This window comes from Lamprobacter sp. (assembly GCF_034860625.1).
Taxonomy (GTDB): Bacteria; Pseudomonadota; Gammaproteobacteria; order Chromatiales; family Chromatiaceae; genus Lamprobacter.
The window spans coordinates 1-15,576 of the sequence record NZ_JAYESN010000017.1 but is presented as its reverse complement, the minus strand read 5'-3'; the positions used below and the strand labels follow the sequence as shown (position 1 = coordinate 15,576).

The 15,576-nt window shown below is 62.2% G+C and carries 14 protein-coding genes; 9 read left to right on the top strand and 5 right to left on the bottom strand.

The genetic code is table 11. The annotated features are described in order from the left end of the window. Positions 1–146: 146 nt before the first annotated feature. From pstS to VBE63_RS06455, 8 genes are all read left to right on the top strand, one after another. Positions 147–1,217, top strand: a complete 1,071-nt coding sequence (pstS, locus tag VBE63_RS06490; protein ID WP_323682192.1) for a phosphate ABC transporter substrate-binding protein PstS — start codon at positions 147–149, stop codon at positions 1,215–1,217. A gap of 191 nt (positions 1,218–1,408) precedes the next feature. Next, positions 1,409–2,377, top strand: coding sequence for a phosphate ABC transporter permease subunit PstC (gene pstC, locus VBE63_RS06485; protein ID WP_323682191.1), 969 nt, complete (start codon positions 1,409–1,411; stop codon positions 2,375–2,377). Positions 2,378–2,380: 3 nt separating this feature from the next. Further along, complete coding sequence (gene pstA, locus VBE63_RS06480; protein ID WP_323682190.1) at positions 2,381–3,289, top strand: phosphate ABC transporter permease PstA; 909 nt, start codon at positions 2,381–2,383, stop codon at positions 3,287–3,289. Between the two features lie 25 nt (positions 3,290–3,314). Next, on the top strand, positions 3,315–4,145 hold the full coding sequence (pstB, locus tag VBE63_RS06475; RefSeq protein WP_323682189.1) for a phosphate ABC transporter ATP-binding protein PstB: 831 nt from the start codon (positions 3,315–3,317) through the stop codon (positions 4,143–4,145). Positions 4,146–4,214: 69 nt separating this feature from the next. Beyond that, on the top strand, positions 4,215–4,868 hold the full coding sequence (locus VBE63_RS06470; protein WP_323682188.1) for a hypothetical protein: 654 nt from the start codon (positions 4,215–4,217) through the stop codon (positions 4,866–4,868). Positions 4,869–5,274: 406 nt separating this feature from the next. Continuing rightward, the gene (gene lspA, locus VBE63_RS06465) at positions 5,275–5,760 is read left to right on the top strand and encodes a signal peptidase II (protein ID WP_323682187.1); all 486 of its coding nucleotides are present in this window, start codon (positions 5,275–5,277) and stop codon (positions 5,758–5,760) included. 183 nt (positions 5,761–5,943) lie between these two features. Beyond that, positions 5,944–6,849, top strand: coding sequence for a 30S ribosomal protein S6--L-glutamate ligase (gene rimK / locus VBE63_RS06460; protein ID WP_323682186.1), 906 nt, complete (start codon positions 5,944–5,946; stop codon positions 6,847–6,849). Then, the gene (locus tag VBE63_RS06455; protein ID WP_323682185.1) at positions 6,836–7,888 is read left to right on the top strand and encodes a succinylglutamate desuccinylase/aspartoacylase family protein; all 1,053 of its coding nucleotides are present in this window, start codon (positions 6,836–6,838) and stop codon (positions 7,886–7,888) included. Before rimK ends, VBE63_RS06455 begins: the two co-directional genes overlap by 14 nt. A gap of 12 nt (positions 7,889–7,900) precedes the next feature. On the opposite strand, the gene VBE63_RS06450 is transcribed toward VBE63_RS06455, so the two are convergent. The 3 genes from VBE63_RS06450 to VBE63_RS06440 are packed head-to-tail and all read right to left on the bottom strand — an operon-like array spanning position 7,901 to position 11,484. Beyond that, a complete protein-coding gene (locus VBE63_RS06450; RefSeq protein WP_323682184.1) occupies positions 7,901–8,827 on the bottom strand; it encodes a hypothetical protein in 927 nt (308 codons plus the stop codon). Positions 8,828–8,831: 4 nt separating this feature from the next. Continuing rightward, positions 8,832–10,442 (bottom strand): imidazole glycerol phosphate synthase subunit HisF, encoded by a 1,611-nt coding sequence (hisF, locus tag VBE63_RS06445; RefSeq protein ID WP_323682183.1) that lies wholly within the window; start codon positions 10,440–10,442, stop codon positions 8,832–8,834. A gap of 58 nt (positions 10,443–10,500) precedes the next feature. Beyond that, complete coding sequence (locus VBE63_RS06440; RefSeq protein WP_323682182.1) at positions 10,501–11,484, bottom strand: MerR family transcriptional regulator; 984 nt, start codon at positions 11,482–11,484, stop codon at positions 10,501–10,503. Positions 11,485–11,763: 279 nt separating this feature from the next. On the opposite strand from VBE63_RS06440, the gene VBE63_RS06435 reads away from it, so the two are divergent. Further along, on the top strand, positions 11,764–12,192 hold the full coding sequence (locus VBE63_RS06435) for a hypothetical protein (RefSeq protein WP_323682181.1): 429 nt from the start codon (positions 11,764–11,766) through the stop codon (positions 12,190–12,192). On the opposite strand, the gene lptF is transcribed toward VBE63_RS06435, so the two are convergent. Together lptF and VBE63_RS06425 are read right to left on the bottom strand one after the other, a co-directional pair. Further along, a complete protein-coding gene (gene lptF, locus VBE63_RS06430; RefSeq protein WP_323682180.1) occupies positions 12,189–13,352 on the bottom strand; it encodes an LPS export ABC transporter permease LptF in 1,164 nt (387 codons plus the stop codon). The genes VBE63_RS06435 and lptF overlap by 4 nt on opposite strands. A gap of 13 nt (positions 13,353–13,365) precedes the next feature. Next, positions 13,366–15,576 (bottom strand): alpha-2-macroglobulin family protein (locus VBE63_RS06425; protein ID WP_323682179.1); only part of this gene is annotated, 2,211 nt, incomplete at its 5' end.

The window sequence follows — 15,576 nt, the reverse complement described above, 5'->3', positions numbered from 1 at the left end:
TTTAGCGATGACGTCACAAAAAATTCATCATAGGAAGACTCCATACAGGCAAACTGGAGTGGCACGGAATCTCGGCGCAGAGCCGAGCTTTATGACCGTCATGCTTCAATCCCCAGTTTTGGGTCATTTGTCTTTAGGAGTCATTCATGACGCTTCAGCATGTTCTACGAACCATTGCACTGGCTGGCTGTCTCTCGATGCTTGCCTTTTCGCCCGCACTTAGCGCTAACACCAGCGTTAATGGCTCTGGTGCAAGTTTCCCGTTCCCACTCTATGCCAAGTGGGCAAAGGACTTTAGCCGTCAGAACAAGGGCATGCGTGTCCAGTACCAGGCCGTGGGCAGCGGCGCGGGCATTCGCGCCTTCATTGAGGAGACCGTCGATTTCGCGGCGAGCGATGCGGCCATGAATGACGAGGAGATCAGCAAGGTTCCCACCGATAAGGGCGTTGTTCTCCTACCGATGACGGCAGGTGAGGTGGTGCTCTCCTACAACCTCCCAGGAGACCCCGAACTGAAGCTACCGCGCGACGTTTTTATCGACATCTTTTTGGGCAAACTCGACGCCTGGTCAGACGAACGCATTGCTGCGGCTAACCCCGGTGTCAAGCTCCCAGACGACAAGATCACCGTGGTACGCCGCTCCGATTCTTCAGGCACCACCTATGTGTTCACCGGGCACCTCGCCGCGATCAGCGATGAGTTCAAGAACGAGGTTGGTCAAGGCAAGAGCGTGAACTGGCCGAAGAGCTTCGTGGGCGCACCCAAGAACGATGGTGTAACGGCGATGATCAAGCAGACCCCAGGGGCGATCGGCTACATCGAGTACGGCTATGCTGAGGCCACCCGTCAGCCGATGGCGACCCTAGAGAACAAGGCCGGCAACTTCGTCAAGCCAGGCAAAGACAGCGGCAAGGCCGCACTCGCCAGCGCTGAGTTCCCAGCCACTGATCTGCCGGGTTATCCGGGTACGCCAGACCTGCGCGTTTGGGTTGATGATCCTGGGGCTGAGCAAGCCTACCCTATCGCGACCTTTACCTGGATGCTGATGTACCAGCATCAGGATGAGGAAAAGGCCGAGGTGCTGCGCAAGTTCATCGAATATGGTCTCAACGAAGGCCAACAAGACGCGACCAAGATGGGCTTTATCCCCCTGCCGGAGAACGTCAAGGCCAAGGTTGAAGAGGCCATGAAGCTAGTCGGCAGCGAGAAGCCATAGCATCCTAAGCCTTCAGGCTCCTCCGACCCAGCACTAGCGTCACCGATTCTGAGGCAGGCGCTTCATCATCTCGGGTAGCAACGCGTCATGCACCTGCGCTCGACGCTAGCTGCTGGGTACTGCAGTTCATCCGCTTTCTTCCTTATGACACATCGCCACCATCGGCGATCCTTAAGAACGGCACATTGGCTATGGCTTCCAATCCTTTCGCTCATGTGGTCACCAAGGTTAGCGGGCCACCGTCCGCCGTTGACTATGGGACCGACAAACTGCTTCGAGGTGTGGTTTGGGGTGCCGCTGCGGTCATCCTGTTGCTGACGGCCTACATCATCGTTGAACTGGGTCGACAGGCCTTCCCGGCAATGCTCGAGTTTGGCCCGGCATTTCTCTACAGCACTACCTGGGATGTTCAGGCGAAGCAATTCGGCATCCTGCCCGAGATCTGGGGGACGCTTTACAGCTCGCTGCTCGCCCTGTGCCTTGGCGGCATCCTGGGCGTGGCGATTGCCATCTTCCTGACCCAAGACTTTCTTGCCCCCCGCCTCTCGAGCGTCTTCCGCACCATCGTCGAGATGCTGGCCGCGATCCCATCGGTGGTGTATGGCCTCTGGGGCATCTATGTGCTGATTCCGCTGATCCGGCCTGGAGCCAACTGGCTTCATGACAGCCTCGGCTGGTTCCCCCTCTTCGGCACCTCGCTGAGTGGTCCGGGTATGGCGCCCGCAGCCTTGGTACTCGCGGTGATGATCCTGCCAACAGTGGCGGCGATCTCGGTCGATGCCTTTAGGCGGGTGCCTTACAAGGTCAAGGAGGCAGCCTATGGCATGGGTACTACACGTTGGGAAGCGATCCTAAAAGTGATGCTGCCGAGCGCATCAAGCGGCATTCTCGCCGCGCTGGTGCTTGGCTTTGGGCGCGCCCTTGGCGAGACCATGGCGCTGGCCATGCTCATCGGCAACTCCAATCAGATCAGCCTCTCGCTGTTTGCTCCGGCCAATACCTTGGCGTCACTGCTGGCCTCCAGCTTCCCGGAAGCCGGGCCGATCGAGGTCCAGGCGTTGATGTACGCAGCGCTGGCGTTGCTCGGCATCACCCTGTTGGTGAACATCCTCGGCCTCTGGATCATGAAGGCTGCTACGCGTAAGTTCGAGGGGAGATAGGCCATGACAGGCAACATCAGTGAGGCCATCCTAGAGCAGGATCTGGCGACCATGCCGCAGCTCAAGGGCTCGATGCTCGAGGGCCGTGGCCTAAAGAGCCGTATCTACACCTTCATCACCTGGCTACTCGCCGTTCTGGCGGCCTTGCCGCTATTCTCGGTGCTCTTCATGTTGATCGCCAAGGGTGGCGCGCGCATCAATTGGGAGACCCTGACCGAACTCCCGCCATCGGCTTTTGAATTTGGCGGCGGTATCGGTCCGGCGATCGTTGGCACCGCAGTCATGGTCGGCATCGGCGCGGCCATCAGTATCCCGATCGGCATTCTGGCCGCCATCTATCTGGCTGAGATCGATCCGCACAGCAAGCTGGCGCATACCTCGCGCTTTCTGGCCAAGGTGCTCACTGGCTTCCCGTCGATCCTTGCCGGCGTCTTCGTTTACGCCACCCTGGTGGTGGCGATGAAGAGCTATTCGGCCTGGGCCGGTGGAATTGCGTTGGCGGTGCTGATGCTACCGACGGTGATCCTGACCGCCGAGGAGGCCCTGAAGCAGGTACCGCAGAGGATGAAGGACGCCGCCTACGGCATGGGCTGCACCCGTGCGCAAGTGATTAGCAAGGTCACCCTGCCGACCGGCATCCCGGGCGTGATCACCGGGGTGCTGTTGGCGGTGGCTGGAGCAGCCGGCGAGTCGGCACCCTTGCTCTTCACGGCCCTGTTCAGCACCTACTACATCAACGGTTGGGAGGGCTTAGGCGAGCCCACCTCGTCACTCTCGATCCTCATCTACAACTTCTCGGGCATGCCCTACGACAACCAGATCGAGCTGGCCTGGACCGCCTCACTGGTGCTGGTCATGATCATTTTGGTGTTTAACATCCTGGCCCGCGTGCTCGGTCGCCAGAAGTACTGATTCCGCTCAACGAGGTCATTCAGAGATGAACGCGACTGCAGACGCCGTCACCAGCCCAGCTGCTGCCTGGTCGGTCGATCCCCAAAATACGGTCATGGACTGCCGCCTAGAGAAGATCTTCTATGGCGACTTCCTGGCCGTACGCAACAGCATCGTGCCGATCGAGAAGAACAAGATCACAGGATTTATTGGTCCATCAGGCTGCGGCAAGAGCACCGTTTTGCGCAGCCTGAACCGGATGAATGACTTGATTCCAGTGTTCCGCTTTGAAGGCAGCGTCACCTATCACGGTCAGGATATCTACGACAAATCGATCGATCCCGTATTGGTGCGGCGCTACATCGGCATGGTGTTCCAGCAACCGAACCCGTTCTCGATGAGCATCTACGATAACGTCGCCTTCGGCCTGCGCCTGAATCGCTTCAAGGGCGATATGGGCGAGCGAGTCGAAAAGGCCCTGCGCAGCGCCGCGCTCTGGACCGAGGTGAAAGACAAGCTCAAGAACAGCGGGCTCTCGCTCTCCGGGGGGCAGCAACAGCGCCTGTGCATCGCCCGCGCGGTGGCGACCGAACCGGACGTACTCTTGATGGACGAGCCCTGCTCAGCCCTTGATCCGATTGCGACGCGCCAAGTGGAGGAACTGATGCTCGAGCTCAAGGAGAACTACTCGCTGGCATTGGTCACGCATAACATGCAGCAGGCGACCCGTGTCGCCGATACCACGGCCTTCTTCTCGGTGGACATCTCTCAAGGCGGCCGAACCGGCTATCTGGTCGAGATGGGCGACACCCGGCAAGTGTTCGAAGATCCACAGGCGCAGTTGACCAAGGAATACGTGTCCGGCGAGTTCAGTTGACGCAGGCTCGCTTGTCTGCTGTGCCGCAAGACCTGCCAGTTCTGCTAGTCCTAGGAGAATGGACGATCCATGCCAAAGGCGAAACGGCTGAACCTAGATGCCATCGAGGCCTCGCTGCGGGCAGTACAATCGGATTTTGGGCGCATCAACGCGACGCTCGATACGCCTCGAGACCCCCTCAGCGATGAGGTGCTTGATCGGTTGTTGCTCGGCTACCAGTTGATCGATGCCTACATTGCCGATGGGGTAGACCTGTTCGCTCTCGGCAATTCGCCGTTATTGCTGGAGCTCAATATCCGCGTGCTCTGTGGTCATGATGTCGCGCTGCGCGCGGACTGCGCCTCGCAGATCAAAGCGACGCGGCAGCACTTCTACGCTAAGACCGACGGTGGGGTCGAGTCGTTCGTGAACTGGGTCAAGGGCCTGAACGGGACCCCAGTAAAACGCCGGGCAGCCAGTGCCTACATTCACATTCTGAGCCAACCACAGCTCTTTATGGAGGGTAATCACCGCACCGGAGCGCTGGTGATGAGTTGGATACTCGCGCATGCAGGAAAGCCGCCCTTCGTGCTCTCGGTGCACAACGCGAAGGCTTATTTTGACCCCTCTGCCCTCGTCAAGAGCTCACGCAAGCGCACGCTGCGCATGTTGCTGGAACGGCCAAAACTGGTGAAGCGATTCGCCGATCTTCTGCAGGATGAGGCAGGGCGGATGGCCCTCTGAAGGCAACGCGCTTCCGCGCTCTCCACACCCATCGGGGCTGACCCCTTAATTGCGGGCGCGTCGCGCCATGGCTCAAGCCCATATCAGGCGCTACAGCGCTCGCCCCAGCACCAAGGGACGAGAAACGATAAAGACGGGGTTATGCGGGCCAATCCCCCAAGTTCTGATATTGTCTAGTCCGATCTGCTAGTCCAACATCCTAGTCCGATATCCCAGTCGGCCTCGCAAAGATCTCGCATTTAGGCCGCTCGGAAGGAATAGACTTCGGGCCGCAATCGAGGCTAAGACCAAGCAAAAATCTTAGCTTCCTAACCGTTTCAGGCCTCGATGTTCATATCCTGTCCTGTCGCTTCCTACTTCTTGGCCCCTGCACCGGGACCCTTCGTCAAAAATCCACTTGCCCCCGATGAAACACTGGCTCTGGCTCTCCCTTGTCGTCATCCTCTTGGACCAAGCGACGAAATGGCTGGTCCTGGGCACCCTCAGCCCCTATCAAGTGCTCGAGGTGCTGCCCAACCTCAATCTAACCCTCATGTTCAATCGCGGCGCGGCATTCAGCTTCCTCGCTGACGCCGGTGGCTGGCAACGCTGGCTATTCGCTGGCTTCGCGCTGCTGGTCACCCTGGCGCTCGCCATCTGGCTGACGCGGCTGTCGCGCGGCGAGCGTTTGCTGGCCGCCGGTTTGGCCTTGATCATCGGGGGTGCCGTTGGCAATCTGATCGATCGCGTTGCCTTTGGCCATGTGGTGGACTTCATCCAGGTCTACCTGCCACTGATCCCACTAAACTTGTTCAATCCTTGGCCTGCCTTTAATGTTGCCGATAGCGCGATCAGTATCGGCGTCGTGCTCCTGTTGATCGAAACCCTGCGCAGCGGAAACCCGCAGCGCTGACAACCCAGAGCAAGCCTTGGCGGATGCACAAGAGCCCATGCCAATGCGATGTCGCCATCGCACCCGAGTCGCCCTTGCGTGTCTGCTCCCACATCATACAGATGCCTCGTCTAAAACACTGTCGAGCGCTGGCCAGTACGACAGGGCTCGGCCGCCAGACCCTCGATCCACCATGGAGATGAGATGAAGATCGCCATCCTGTCGCGCAATCCGAAACTGTACTCGACGCGTCGACTCGCCGAGGCGGCGCGCGAGCGAGGCCATGAGGCGCGCGTCATCGACGTGCTGCGCTGCTATATGAACATCACCTCGCATGCGCCCTCGATCCACTACAAGGGCGAAACGCTCACCGGCTTCGACGCGGTAATCCCGCGCATTGGCGCCTCGGTGACCTTCTACGGCACCGCCGTGCTGCGCCAGTTCGAGATGATGAATGTCTACCCCTTGAACGAATCGGTCGCGATCAGTCGCGCGCGCGATAAGCTGCGCTCGTTACAGCTGCTCTCGCGTCGCGGCATCGGCCTGCCGATCACCGGCTTCGCCCATACCCCTGACGATATCGAAGATCTGATCAAGATGGTCGGCGGCGCCCCGCTAGTCATCAAGCTCTTAGAAGGTACACAGGGTATCGGCGTCGTGCTGGCCGAGACGCGCCAGGCCGCCGAGAGCGTGATCGAGGCTTTTCTCGGCCTCAAGGCCAACATCCTAGTGCAGGAGTACATCCGCGAGGCCAAGGGCGCCGACATCCGCTGCTTCATCATCGGCGAGAAGGTCGTCGCCGCCATGCGCCGCCAAGCCAAGCCCGGCGAGTTCCGCTCCAATCTCCATCGCGGTGGTAGCGCCGACCTGATCCGTATCACGCCAGAGGAGCGCTCGACGGCGGTGCGTGCGGCAAGAATCATGGGCCTGAACGTCGCTGGCGTCGACATCCTGCGCTCCAATCACGGCCCGGTGGTGATGGAAGTCAACTCATCGCCGGGTCTCGAAGGCATCGAGTCCGCCACCGGCAAGGACATCGCCGGTCAGATGATCGCCTTTATCGAGAAGGATGCCGTTGCCGGCAAGACCCGCACGCGTGGCAAGGGCTAGTCGTAGCCAAAGCGGCATCCGCATCGGCGGGCAGCTAGTGCGCGCCGGTGAGCGCGCGCGCGTCGACCTGCCGCTGCCGATCCTGTTCACCCAGAACCCGGTGGTGCTGCCGGTGCATGTGCTGCACGGCCGGCGCCCAGGCCCACGGCTGTTCGTCACCGCGGCCGTGCATGGCGACGAGATCAATGGCATCGCCATCATCCGCCGGCTCTTGACCAGCACCGCATTGCGCTCGCTGCGCGGCACCCTGCTGGCGGTGCCGGTGGTCAATGTCTACGGCTTCGTGCGCCATTCCCGATACCTGCCGGATCGGCGTGATCTGAACCGCAGCTTCCCCGGCTCCGAGAGCGGATCGCTCGCCGGCCGACTCGCGGCGACGCTGATGAACGAGATTGTCATCGACAGCGATCTCGGCATCGATCTGCACACCGGCGCCGCGCATCGCGAAAACCTGCCGCAGATCCGCGCGCAGGTTGACGAGATCGGCGTCTCGGACCTGGCAAGAGCCTTTGGCGCGCCGGTCATCCTCGACGCCGATCTGCGCGATGGCTCACTGCGCGCCGCCGCTGCCGCGCTTGATGTGCCGGTGCTGCTCTATGAGGCCGGCGAGGCGTTGCGCTTTGATGAGTTGTCGATCCGCGCTGGCGTGCGCGGCGTCCTCGGCGTAATGCGCGAGCTGGGGATGATCCGCGACAGCGCCCGCCGTCCAGGCTCAGCGCACCCGCCGATGATTGCTCGCTCCAGCATCTGGGCGCGTGCCCACACCAGCGGCATGTTGCGCTTTGCCCGTCCGCTCGGCGCCTGGGTCGAGAAAGGCGAACAACTGGCGACCGTCGCCGATCCTTTCGGCAATGGCGAGGAACCGGTGACCGCGCCCGCCGCTGGTATCGTCATCGGCCGCATGAATCTGCCGCTGATCACCGAGGGCGAGGCGCTGTTTCATATCGCCCGCTTCAAGACCGATGCCGTCGCCGACGCGGTGGAGCATTTTCAGACCTTGCTCGAGCCCGATGACTCGCTGGAGGAGCCGATCGACTGACGCGCATCGGGGTTAGAAGCCGGGAACGACCTTGGTCGCCAGCCCAGTCTCCAGGGCTTCACTAAGCGAGATCCAATACATCTTGTTGTTTGGCACGGCGGCCGCCGCCAGCGCGATGCTGTCATCGATCCCCATCTCACGCAGATAGAGTGCTGCACTGACCACCGACAGCTGACCACCCTCATGACTGCTGAGATGCGCCGGCACCTTGCTCTGATGGATGCCCAGGCGCACATCGGCGGTCACATAGCGCTCGACGCCACCGGCTAACACATCCACACAGGCCGAGGTACAGAGCTCATTGACGCCGACCGGCAGGCCGTTCTCGCGCAGCCAGCGTCCAAGCCGCCGCGCCTCATAGAGCGAGCCGCCTGGGCTGTTGATGACCAAGCCAACGGCCCGCTCGGCACGCAGCCGCGCGATGACCTTGTCCGCGAAGCCATCGTTGATCTCACCATCGACCAGGAGCCAGGTTCGATCAACAGCACCTTGATCATCGAAACGCACCAACCCGGAGGAGGTCCCAGTCAGACTAGCCAAGTGGTCACAGGCACCGCGGGCAAGCTCAATCATCTCATCGCGCTGCGAGGGCCGAGCCGCCGCGATCCGGGCCAGGTAGTTAGCCCGTTCGATCATCTGCTCGACCTCGAATCCATAGCGATCGAGCGCAGCAATCACCACCGCATCGGTCGCGGAGCGATCCGCGTTTTGCACGACACGCAGCAGATGACAGGCGGCGATCTCGCTCAGGAGCTCGTCGGCATCAATCCCCTTTGGCAGCGGCTGTCGATCACCCGCCGGAATCGCGCAGCCGGCGAGCAGTAGCATCAGGCAACAGGCTAACCAAAGTACAGCCCAGTCGGCAGACCAAGGCCAGTGAACGAAGCGCAACGCCGAGACCCGCGAACAGTCCAGGCCCTGAGCCTGACGACTGCGCACGCCCCTAGTGCCTGACCGGGATGCCATTGGCTCGCAGCTGCGCCTTGACCGCTGCGATCGGCACCTCGCGGCGATGGAAGATCCCCGCCGCGAGTGCCGCCTCAGCCTCGGTGCGCTCGAAGACCTCCGAGAAGTGCGCGGGCTGACCGGCGCCACTCGAGGCGATCACCGGGATGCTCACTGCGGAGCGCACCGCATCGATCAGCTCCAAGTCGAACCCGCTCCCGGTGCCATCGCGGTCGATTGAGTTGAGCAGGATCTCGCCAGCGCCGAGCTGCTCGCACACCTGCGCGAGCTCGATCGCATCGACCTCTCGGCCTTCGCGACCGCCCTTGACGGTGCACTGGAACCAACAGTAACGCTCGCCGTTCGGACCTGGAGCCGTGGTCTCGATCACCTTGCGCTCGGTCTCGTCCGGCGACTGCACATAGACCCGCCGTGGATCAACCGAGATCACCACGGCCTGATTACCGTACTGCTGAGCAATCTGCTCGATCGCACTGCTGCCGTCGCCTCCCCCTGATGCCCGCACGGCCTCGACCGTATCCACCGCATCCGAACCGATCGAGATCTTATCCGCGCCGGAGCGGAAGTACTCCCCCGCCACATCGAGCGCCGTGTAGCTGTGCCCTTCGGCGTCCGTGAAGGCTCGGATACCGCCGCCGATGGTCAAGGGCACAAAGACGTTCTCGGAGGTCCGTCGCAGCACCTCGAGCATCGGCTGATCCGAGAGCGGAAAGTCGCGAAACGCCGTGATGTTGAGAAAGGTGATCTCATCGGCGCCCTCCTCATAGTAGCGACGAGCAAGCTCGACCGGCTTGCCAAGATTGCGCACCTCGCCACCGGACTCGCGGACATCGTACTGATCGCCCTTGGTGACGACGAGATCGCCGGCATCGTTGCTGCGCACATCCAGACAGGCAATGACCCGCTTCGCGAGCTGAGTAGGCGCCGCGGTGTCTTGATCGCGCGGCGCCGCGCGCGAGTCTAACCGCAGCGGTTGATCGAGTGCGCCACGCAGGAACCGCCCCAGCACCTCAAGCCCGGCCTGGCCGCTCTTTTCTGGATGGAATTGCATCGCCGCGACTCGTCCACGCTGTACCGCGCTGACGAAGGTCCCGCCATAGTCGGTCTCGGCCAACACCCAGCTTGCATTCTCCGCATTGGCTTCAGCCTGGTAGGAATGCACGAAGTAAAAGCGCTGCTGCTCCAAACCCGCGAGCAAGGCGCTGTCGCGCTGCAGCCGCAGTCCGTTCCAGCCCATGTGCGGCACCGCGAGGCGGCTCTCTGGGAAACGACGGACCCGCCCCGGGATCAGCCCCAGCCCTGGGATGCCCGGCGACTCCTCGCTGCCCTCGAAGAGACTTTGCAAGCCTAAACAGATGCCGAGAAAGGGTCGATCCGCCGCCAGATAGTCCTGTAGCGGCTTGCGGTAGCCAAGGGCATCGAGCCGCTGCATGGCCGTGCCAAAGGCGCCAACACCTGGAAAGATCAGGTATTCGGCGGCGAGGATGTCGGCTGGCCGGCGGATATCGGTCAGCTCGAAACCGAGCTTTGCGATGGCGTTGCGCAGGCTGCGCACATTTCCGGCGCCGTAGTCGAGGAGCGAGATCATGAGGATAAAACTGCCAAGCCAATCATGCGAAGGCGAAGTTTAGCAGCAGGCGGCCCGCTCAGATATCGATCCCCTCAGCCTCGACTACCCGCGCCAGTGCCGCCTCCATCGTGGCGCGAGCACGCGCCGTCGCGGCATGCAGGAAGGCATGGAGTGCGGCATCCTCAGCGTTGCGGTTCTCACATTCGCGGCTGTACTGCTCGAATGCAACCAGACTCGAGACCAGCTGCACCAGATGATGGGGACATTCGCAACGGACTGTGGGGGAAGAGGTCGCAATACGGGCCAAGCTCGCGTTGTCGTAGAGCCGGCGCGGGATTGGCGAGGCCAAATCCACCCCCTCGAGCAACACCTCAGGCGACGGCGACTGCTCGCTGCCATGCAAGGCCGCACACCAACGTGCCAGCTCGGCGACATCCACCGGCGCGCGCTTAGCCAGGATACGCTGGGCCTCGAGTCGCTCGACTGCCGCCCGCGGCGCAAAGCCATAGACCACGAGCCCTTGCGAGGCGCCGGATTCACTTAGCAGTTCAGTGATCTGCGCGATCCGGTCGAGTTGGATGGTTGGGCGCTCGAGCACGAGCAGATCGATCTTTAAGTCGCCAGCGGCATGGCGAAAGCGATGCTCGTCTTCAAAACTACCGACCAGCTCGACACCGTCGCCGAACGCGGCACCGCTTTCGCGCTGTCGGGCCAGTAAGGTAGGTAAGGTTGACCCCAGCACGGCCACGCGGCAGGGCGGCAGATCAGTCTCGGGGATTGGGGCCAGATTCAGCCCGCGCGAGCGTTCATGAAGCTGCGGCAGCGTAAGCGGCGCAACATGACTGATCGCATCACCGTTGTCGACTAACCGTTTGATCAGTGTTAAGCGGCCAACGTCTTCCGCCGAATACAGGCGAGTGCCTGCAGCTGATCGGATTGGCTCGACGACCGAGTATCGTCGTTCCCAGACACGCAGGGTATCGGGTGGAATACCCGTCAGACGCGCGACGGCCCCGATCCGATAGGTCTGAGCGGACAATGGATGTTCGGATTCTGTCAAGGCCAAGCCCTCTTTGAACAAGTTTTGTCTATATATAAACAGAATTTCATCATTGACAGCAGCATCACTAACGCCTAACTTCAGTTCAAAGCTTGTTCAATCAACCATTCCGACTTGATGGAGCAGGCTTCAGTAAGCTGTGACGACAGTCACGCTGGTCTTTGGGGACATGGTGTCGACGCTTCCCTCGACCAAGTTTTGTTCATGCCTATCTCGACAATACTCCGAACGAGCGACCTCCAAGGCTCGCCATCAACCACCCGGAACAGGAGATGCCTAGTGTTCTCATCCATGATCGCGACCCACCGCCTGCGCGGAGCCCAATGCATCCTTGCCATGGCTGGCGTTGTCCTGGCATCGACCAGCATCGCTGGTGTCCACCAAGGCGATGCCCACCAAAGCGCCTGCCTAAATACGCCCATGACTGCCAGTCAAACCGCCACTCAAGAGGTCACTCGACAGGTGCGGCTGCAGGGGGGACCAGGCCCTGGGCTGCTCGCCCTGGTGCGCTCTATCGCTCCTGTCCGGCCTGACTTACTGACCTCGGCACACCGGCCGCAGCACCTCGACCAGGCGACCCTGAATGATCAGGGGCCGCTCAGTGATCAAGCGCTGCGCGAGCGCATCGCCCGCTACCAACTGTCACCGACCCGCAAGCAACGGCATGCCGCACTGCCAAGCAACAGTGGCGCGCACTGCCCAGACTAAATCCAAGACCTGTTCCAGAACCGATCTCGCAGCTGCCGCAGCCAGAATGATCCGGGCGCCAGGCTGAGATAGACCATGAGTAAGATGGCGGCCTGGTACCAAAGCATCCCCATCCAGGCCGGCGTGATCCCGCTCTCAAGCCAGTTCTCGGCGAGACGCTGAAGATTGAAGAAGGCGAAGTAGGCTAGGAAGGCAAGCAGCATCCGACCCGTACCGCGTTGCCTTGGCGAAAGACTGGTGAGCGGAATCGCGATCAACGCGAGCACATAGATGGCAACCGGCGCTGAGAGCCGATGGCCAAGCTCAGCCCGGTCTAGCAACGAATCCGAACCGATCAGCTCACGGGTCGGTCGAGCAGCGCGTCGGCGGCGCTCGATATCGAGCTCGCGGTCTGGCCCAAGAAAGTAGGTGTAACGATCAAACTCGGCGAAGTCGTAGTCGGCTGTGCCTGGGATACCATCATAACGGCGCCCTTGTTCGAGCAGGATGCGCTGCTCACCGCTGCTGGCGTCACGCTGGTAGAGACCGCGCTCGCTGATGACCAAGCGCGGCCGTTCAGCGCGCCGATCCTGAATGAAGACCCCCTGAAAGCGATTCTGGTCATCGATGCTGGCGGCATAAAAGGTGATGTTGCCGTCGTCCTGTTGATAGAAGCGCCCGGCGCGCAGGCCCGCGACCTGCGTGGAAGGCTCTCCCTTGGCGCTTTCGATGATCTGCAGTTGCAGTGAAGCATAAGGTTGACCAAAGAGGGCAAACCAGCCGGTGATCACTGACAGTGGGAGCGCAAACAACAAAAACGCTCGATACAGTCGTATGGGGCCGAAACCGCAAGCACCGAAGGCGATGAGCTCGCTGTCGCGAGCAAGCCGGCCGAGGGTGACTAGGGCGGCGATAAAAAAAGCCGGCGGCAGCAGGCTGGACGTGTCGCGCAAGATCTGCAGACCCAGGTAGCGCAGCACGCCAGTATTGCTGAGCGCGCCAAGATTGACGTCCTCCAGGGTGCCCAGCAGGAGAATACTGACCATCACCATGAGCAGGGTCAGAATGATGGCCGAGAAAATCTTGGTGATCTCGGTGAGGAGATAGCGATCGGCAACGCTTAGCACGATGGGGTTGTGTTCGATCTGGCGCTGATGCTGCTCTGTGTGGAAGACGCCCAAGTGGCTGTCCGGGTCATTCGGGGCCCCCGATGATCATGGTGCCGGAGCCGGTGCGAGCCCTCAGGCTGGGCTGATACATGGCGTCGACTTCGGCGGCTGGATGCACGAAGGTGCCGGGAGAGATGGCGCGGAGGATGTAGGCAAGTTGGAAGCTTGAGGGATCGTTGCGCTGGTGTTCGACAGCGGCGACGAAGCGGTCGCTGCCAAAGGCGACATGGGCCGGCTCGGTGACCAGGTTGAGCCAGGGTAGGCCTTCGATGGAGCCAGAACGCAGCAGATGCGGGTTGTCGATCTCGAGGCCAGCGGGCAGCGGATCGTTGATGATGAGGCGGGCGGCGCGGCGTTGGTCGGCGCTGACCGTGATCAGGGCAACGAGTCGATCGCCTTGCCTCAACTGAGCCGGATCGACGCGGCGACCCTCGAGGTCATAGTAGCTGCGCTCGATGCTGTAGCCATTGCCGCCAGCCGGCGCTGGCACTGCGGGGATACCGGTGCGGCTGAGCATCGCGGTAAGCGGGCGATCGCCAGCGTTGGCAATCGCCAGCGCGGGTCCGGCGTCGGCCTCCGCATCGGTTGCCTGGGCGGGCTCAGAACCCAGGTCGGTGAACCGACCACGGCGAAAGAAGGCGCCATCCTGGGGTCGGCCGTTGACACTGAGGCGGGGCTTGGCGGCGCCTTCCATCAGGGCATGGGCAGCGAGGAGCATCCAGGCTTGGTCTTGGGTGCTGGGATAATCCGTGTCGGCCCAGAGGCGCTCGAGCTGGCTGCCGAGGGCGCTGATGTCGATGGCGTTGCCGCCGGCCTCGGCGGCGAGGCTGAGCAGGGCGGCGCCGTCGCGCAGGTGAGAGCCGAAATCGGCGCGCCAGCTCGTGCTGGCGGGCTGCTGCTCCCAGAGCGTCTGGGCTGAGCGGAGTGCGGTGGCTGAGCGCTCGGTCTCGCCGAAGAGCGCGAGGGCGGCGCCGAGCTGGGCGCGTGCCATGGGTGTGGCGAAGGCGTCGAGCTTGGTCTCGAGGTAGTAGCGCAGATCGCCGACTGGAATGCGGGCGTTGCGGGCCAGCACATAGAGGGCGTAGGCAATGCCTTCGCCGCCGTCGTTGAAGTCCGAGGCATAGCTGAGCTGGTTGCTCAGGTTGTCGAGTGCGTTGTTGAAGGCTGTGGACTGGACCTGATGCCCTTGTTCGCGAGCACGGGTCAGGAAGTCGGTGACATAGGCGTCGAGCCAGAGGTCGCCCGGGCCCGGCTGCCAGAGCCCGAAACCTCCGGTCGAGGACTGATGGGCGAGGATCTCGGCAATCGCTTTTCGGATACGGGCGGGCACACCGGCATCGCCGGTGTCAGCAGGCAGGCTAGCGCTGGCATCGGCATCGCCTGCGTCAGTAGGCAAGCTAGCGCTGGCGCTGGCACCGTCGGCGTCAGTAGGCAGGCTAGCGCTGGCATCGGCATCAGGTCTAAGCGCAGATTGGAGCGCAGCGCCGTCTGCGGTGAGGCCAGCGCTGGAGGCGATCTGATCCAGGTAGAGCAGCGGCAGTGCGCGGCTGGTCAGCTGTTCGACGCAGCCGAACGGATATTGGTCCAGCGTCCAGAGCAGGCCGGCCACATCGAGTGCGCCGGCACCGCTGATCGACAACGACCAGGAGGCGCTGCCGGGCAGCAGGCCGCTGTCCGCGGACAAGAGGGTCTGGAACTGCAATGGTGGCGCCCCGGGCTCAAGCGCGATGGACTGAGTGCGCGCCACCGCGGGCTCGAGGTTACGAACGCCGAACAGCAGCTGTTTCGTCAGCTCTTCGCCGGTGGAGGTGACCAGGCGGATCAGGAGCTCGTTGTCGCTCGGGGCCGGGGCTTCGCGACGGGCCTCGAGCGCAAAGCTGAGTTGAGCACGACCCTGCTCGGGGATCTCGAGCAGCATCGGCGTGCCGTCGTTCTCGACCCGCAAGGCATGGCCATTGCTGGTCAGCGAGACCTCGATCGGCCCTGCCGGACCCTCGACATGGGCCAGCTCGAGCAGGATGCGCGAACGGTCACCAGGCGCGAGGAAGCGCGGCATCGCGGCGCTGATGACGATCGGATCACGCACCAGCACATCGGCAGCGGCCTGGCCGATGCCGGTAGCGGACCAGGCCATGGCCATCAGCCGCACCTGGCCATTGAAGTCGGGCAGATCGAAGCTGGCCTCGGCGCGCCCATCGGCGCCCAGCCGCAGCGGCTCGGTCTGGAAGGCGACCAG

Bases quoted from the DNA above. Each gene is read 5' to 3' on its own strand.
- pstS (WP_323682192.1), top strand. From the start codon at position 147: ATGACGCTTCAGCATGTTCTACGAACCATTGCACTGGCTGGCTGTCTC.
- pstC (WP_323682191.1), top strand. From the start codon at position 1,409: ATGGCTTCCAATCCTTTCGCTCATGTGGTCACCAAGGTTAGCGGGCCA.
- pstA (WP_323682190.1), top strand. From the start codon at position 2,381: ATGACAGGCAACATCAGTGAGGCCATCCTAGAGCAGGATCTGGCGACC.
- pstB (WP_323682189.1), top strand. From the start codon at position 3,315: ATGAACGCGACTGCAGACGCCGTCACCAGCCCAGCTGCTGCCTGGTCG.
- VBE63_RS06470 (WP_323682188.1), top strand. From the start codon at position 4,215: ATGCCAAAGGCGAAACGGCTGAACCTAGATGCCATCGAGGCCTCGCTG.
- lspA (WP_323682187.1), top strand. From the start codon at position 5,275: ATGAAACACTGGCTCTGGCTCTCCCTTGTCGTCATCCTCTTGGACCAA.
- rimK (WP_323682186.1), top strand. From the start codon at position 5,944: ATGAAGATCGCCATCCTGTCGCGCAATCCGAAACTGTACTCGACGCGT.
- hisF (WP_323682183.1), bottom strand. From the start codon at position 10,442: ATGATCTCGCTCCTCGACTACGGCGCCGGAAATGTGCGCAGCCTGCGC.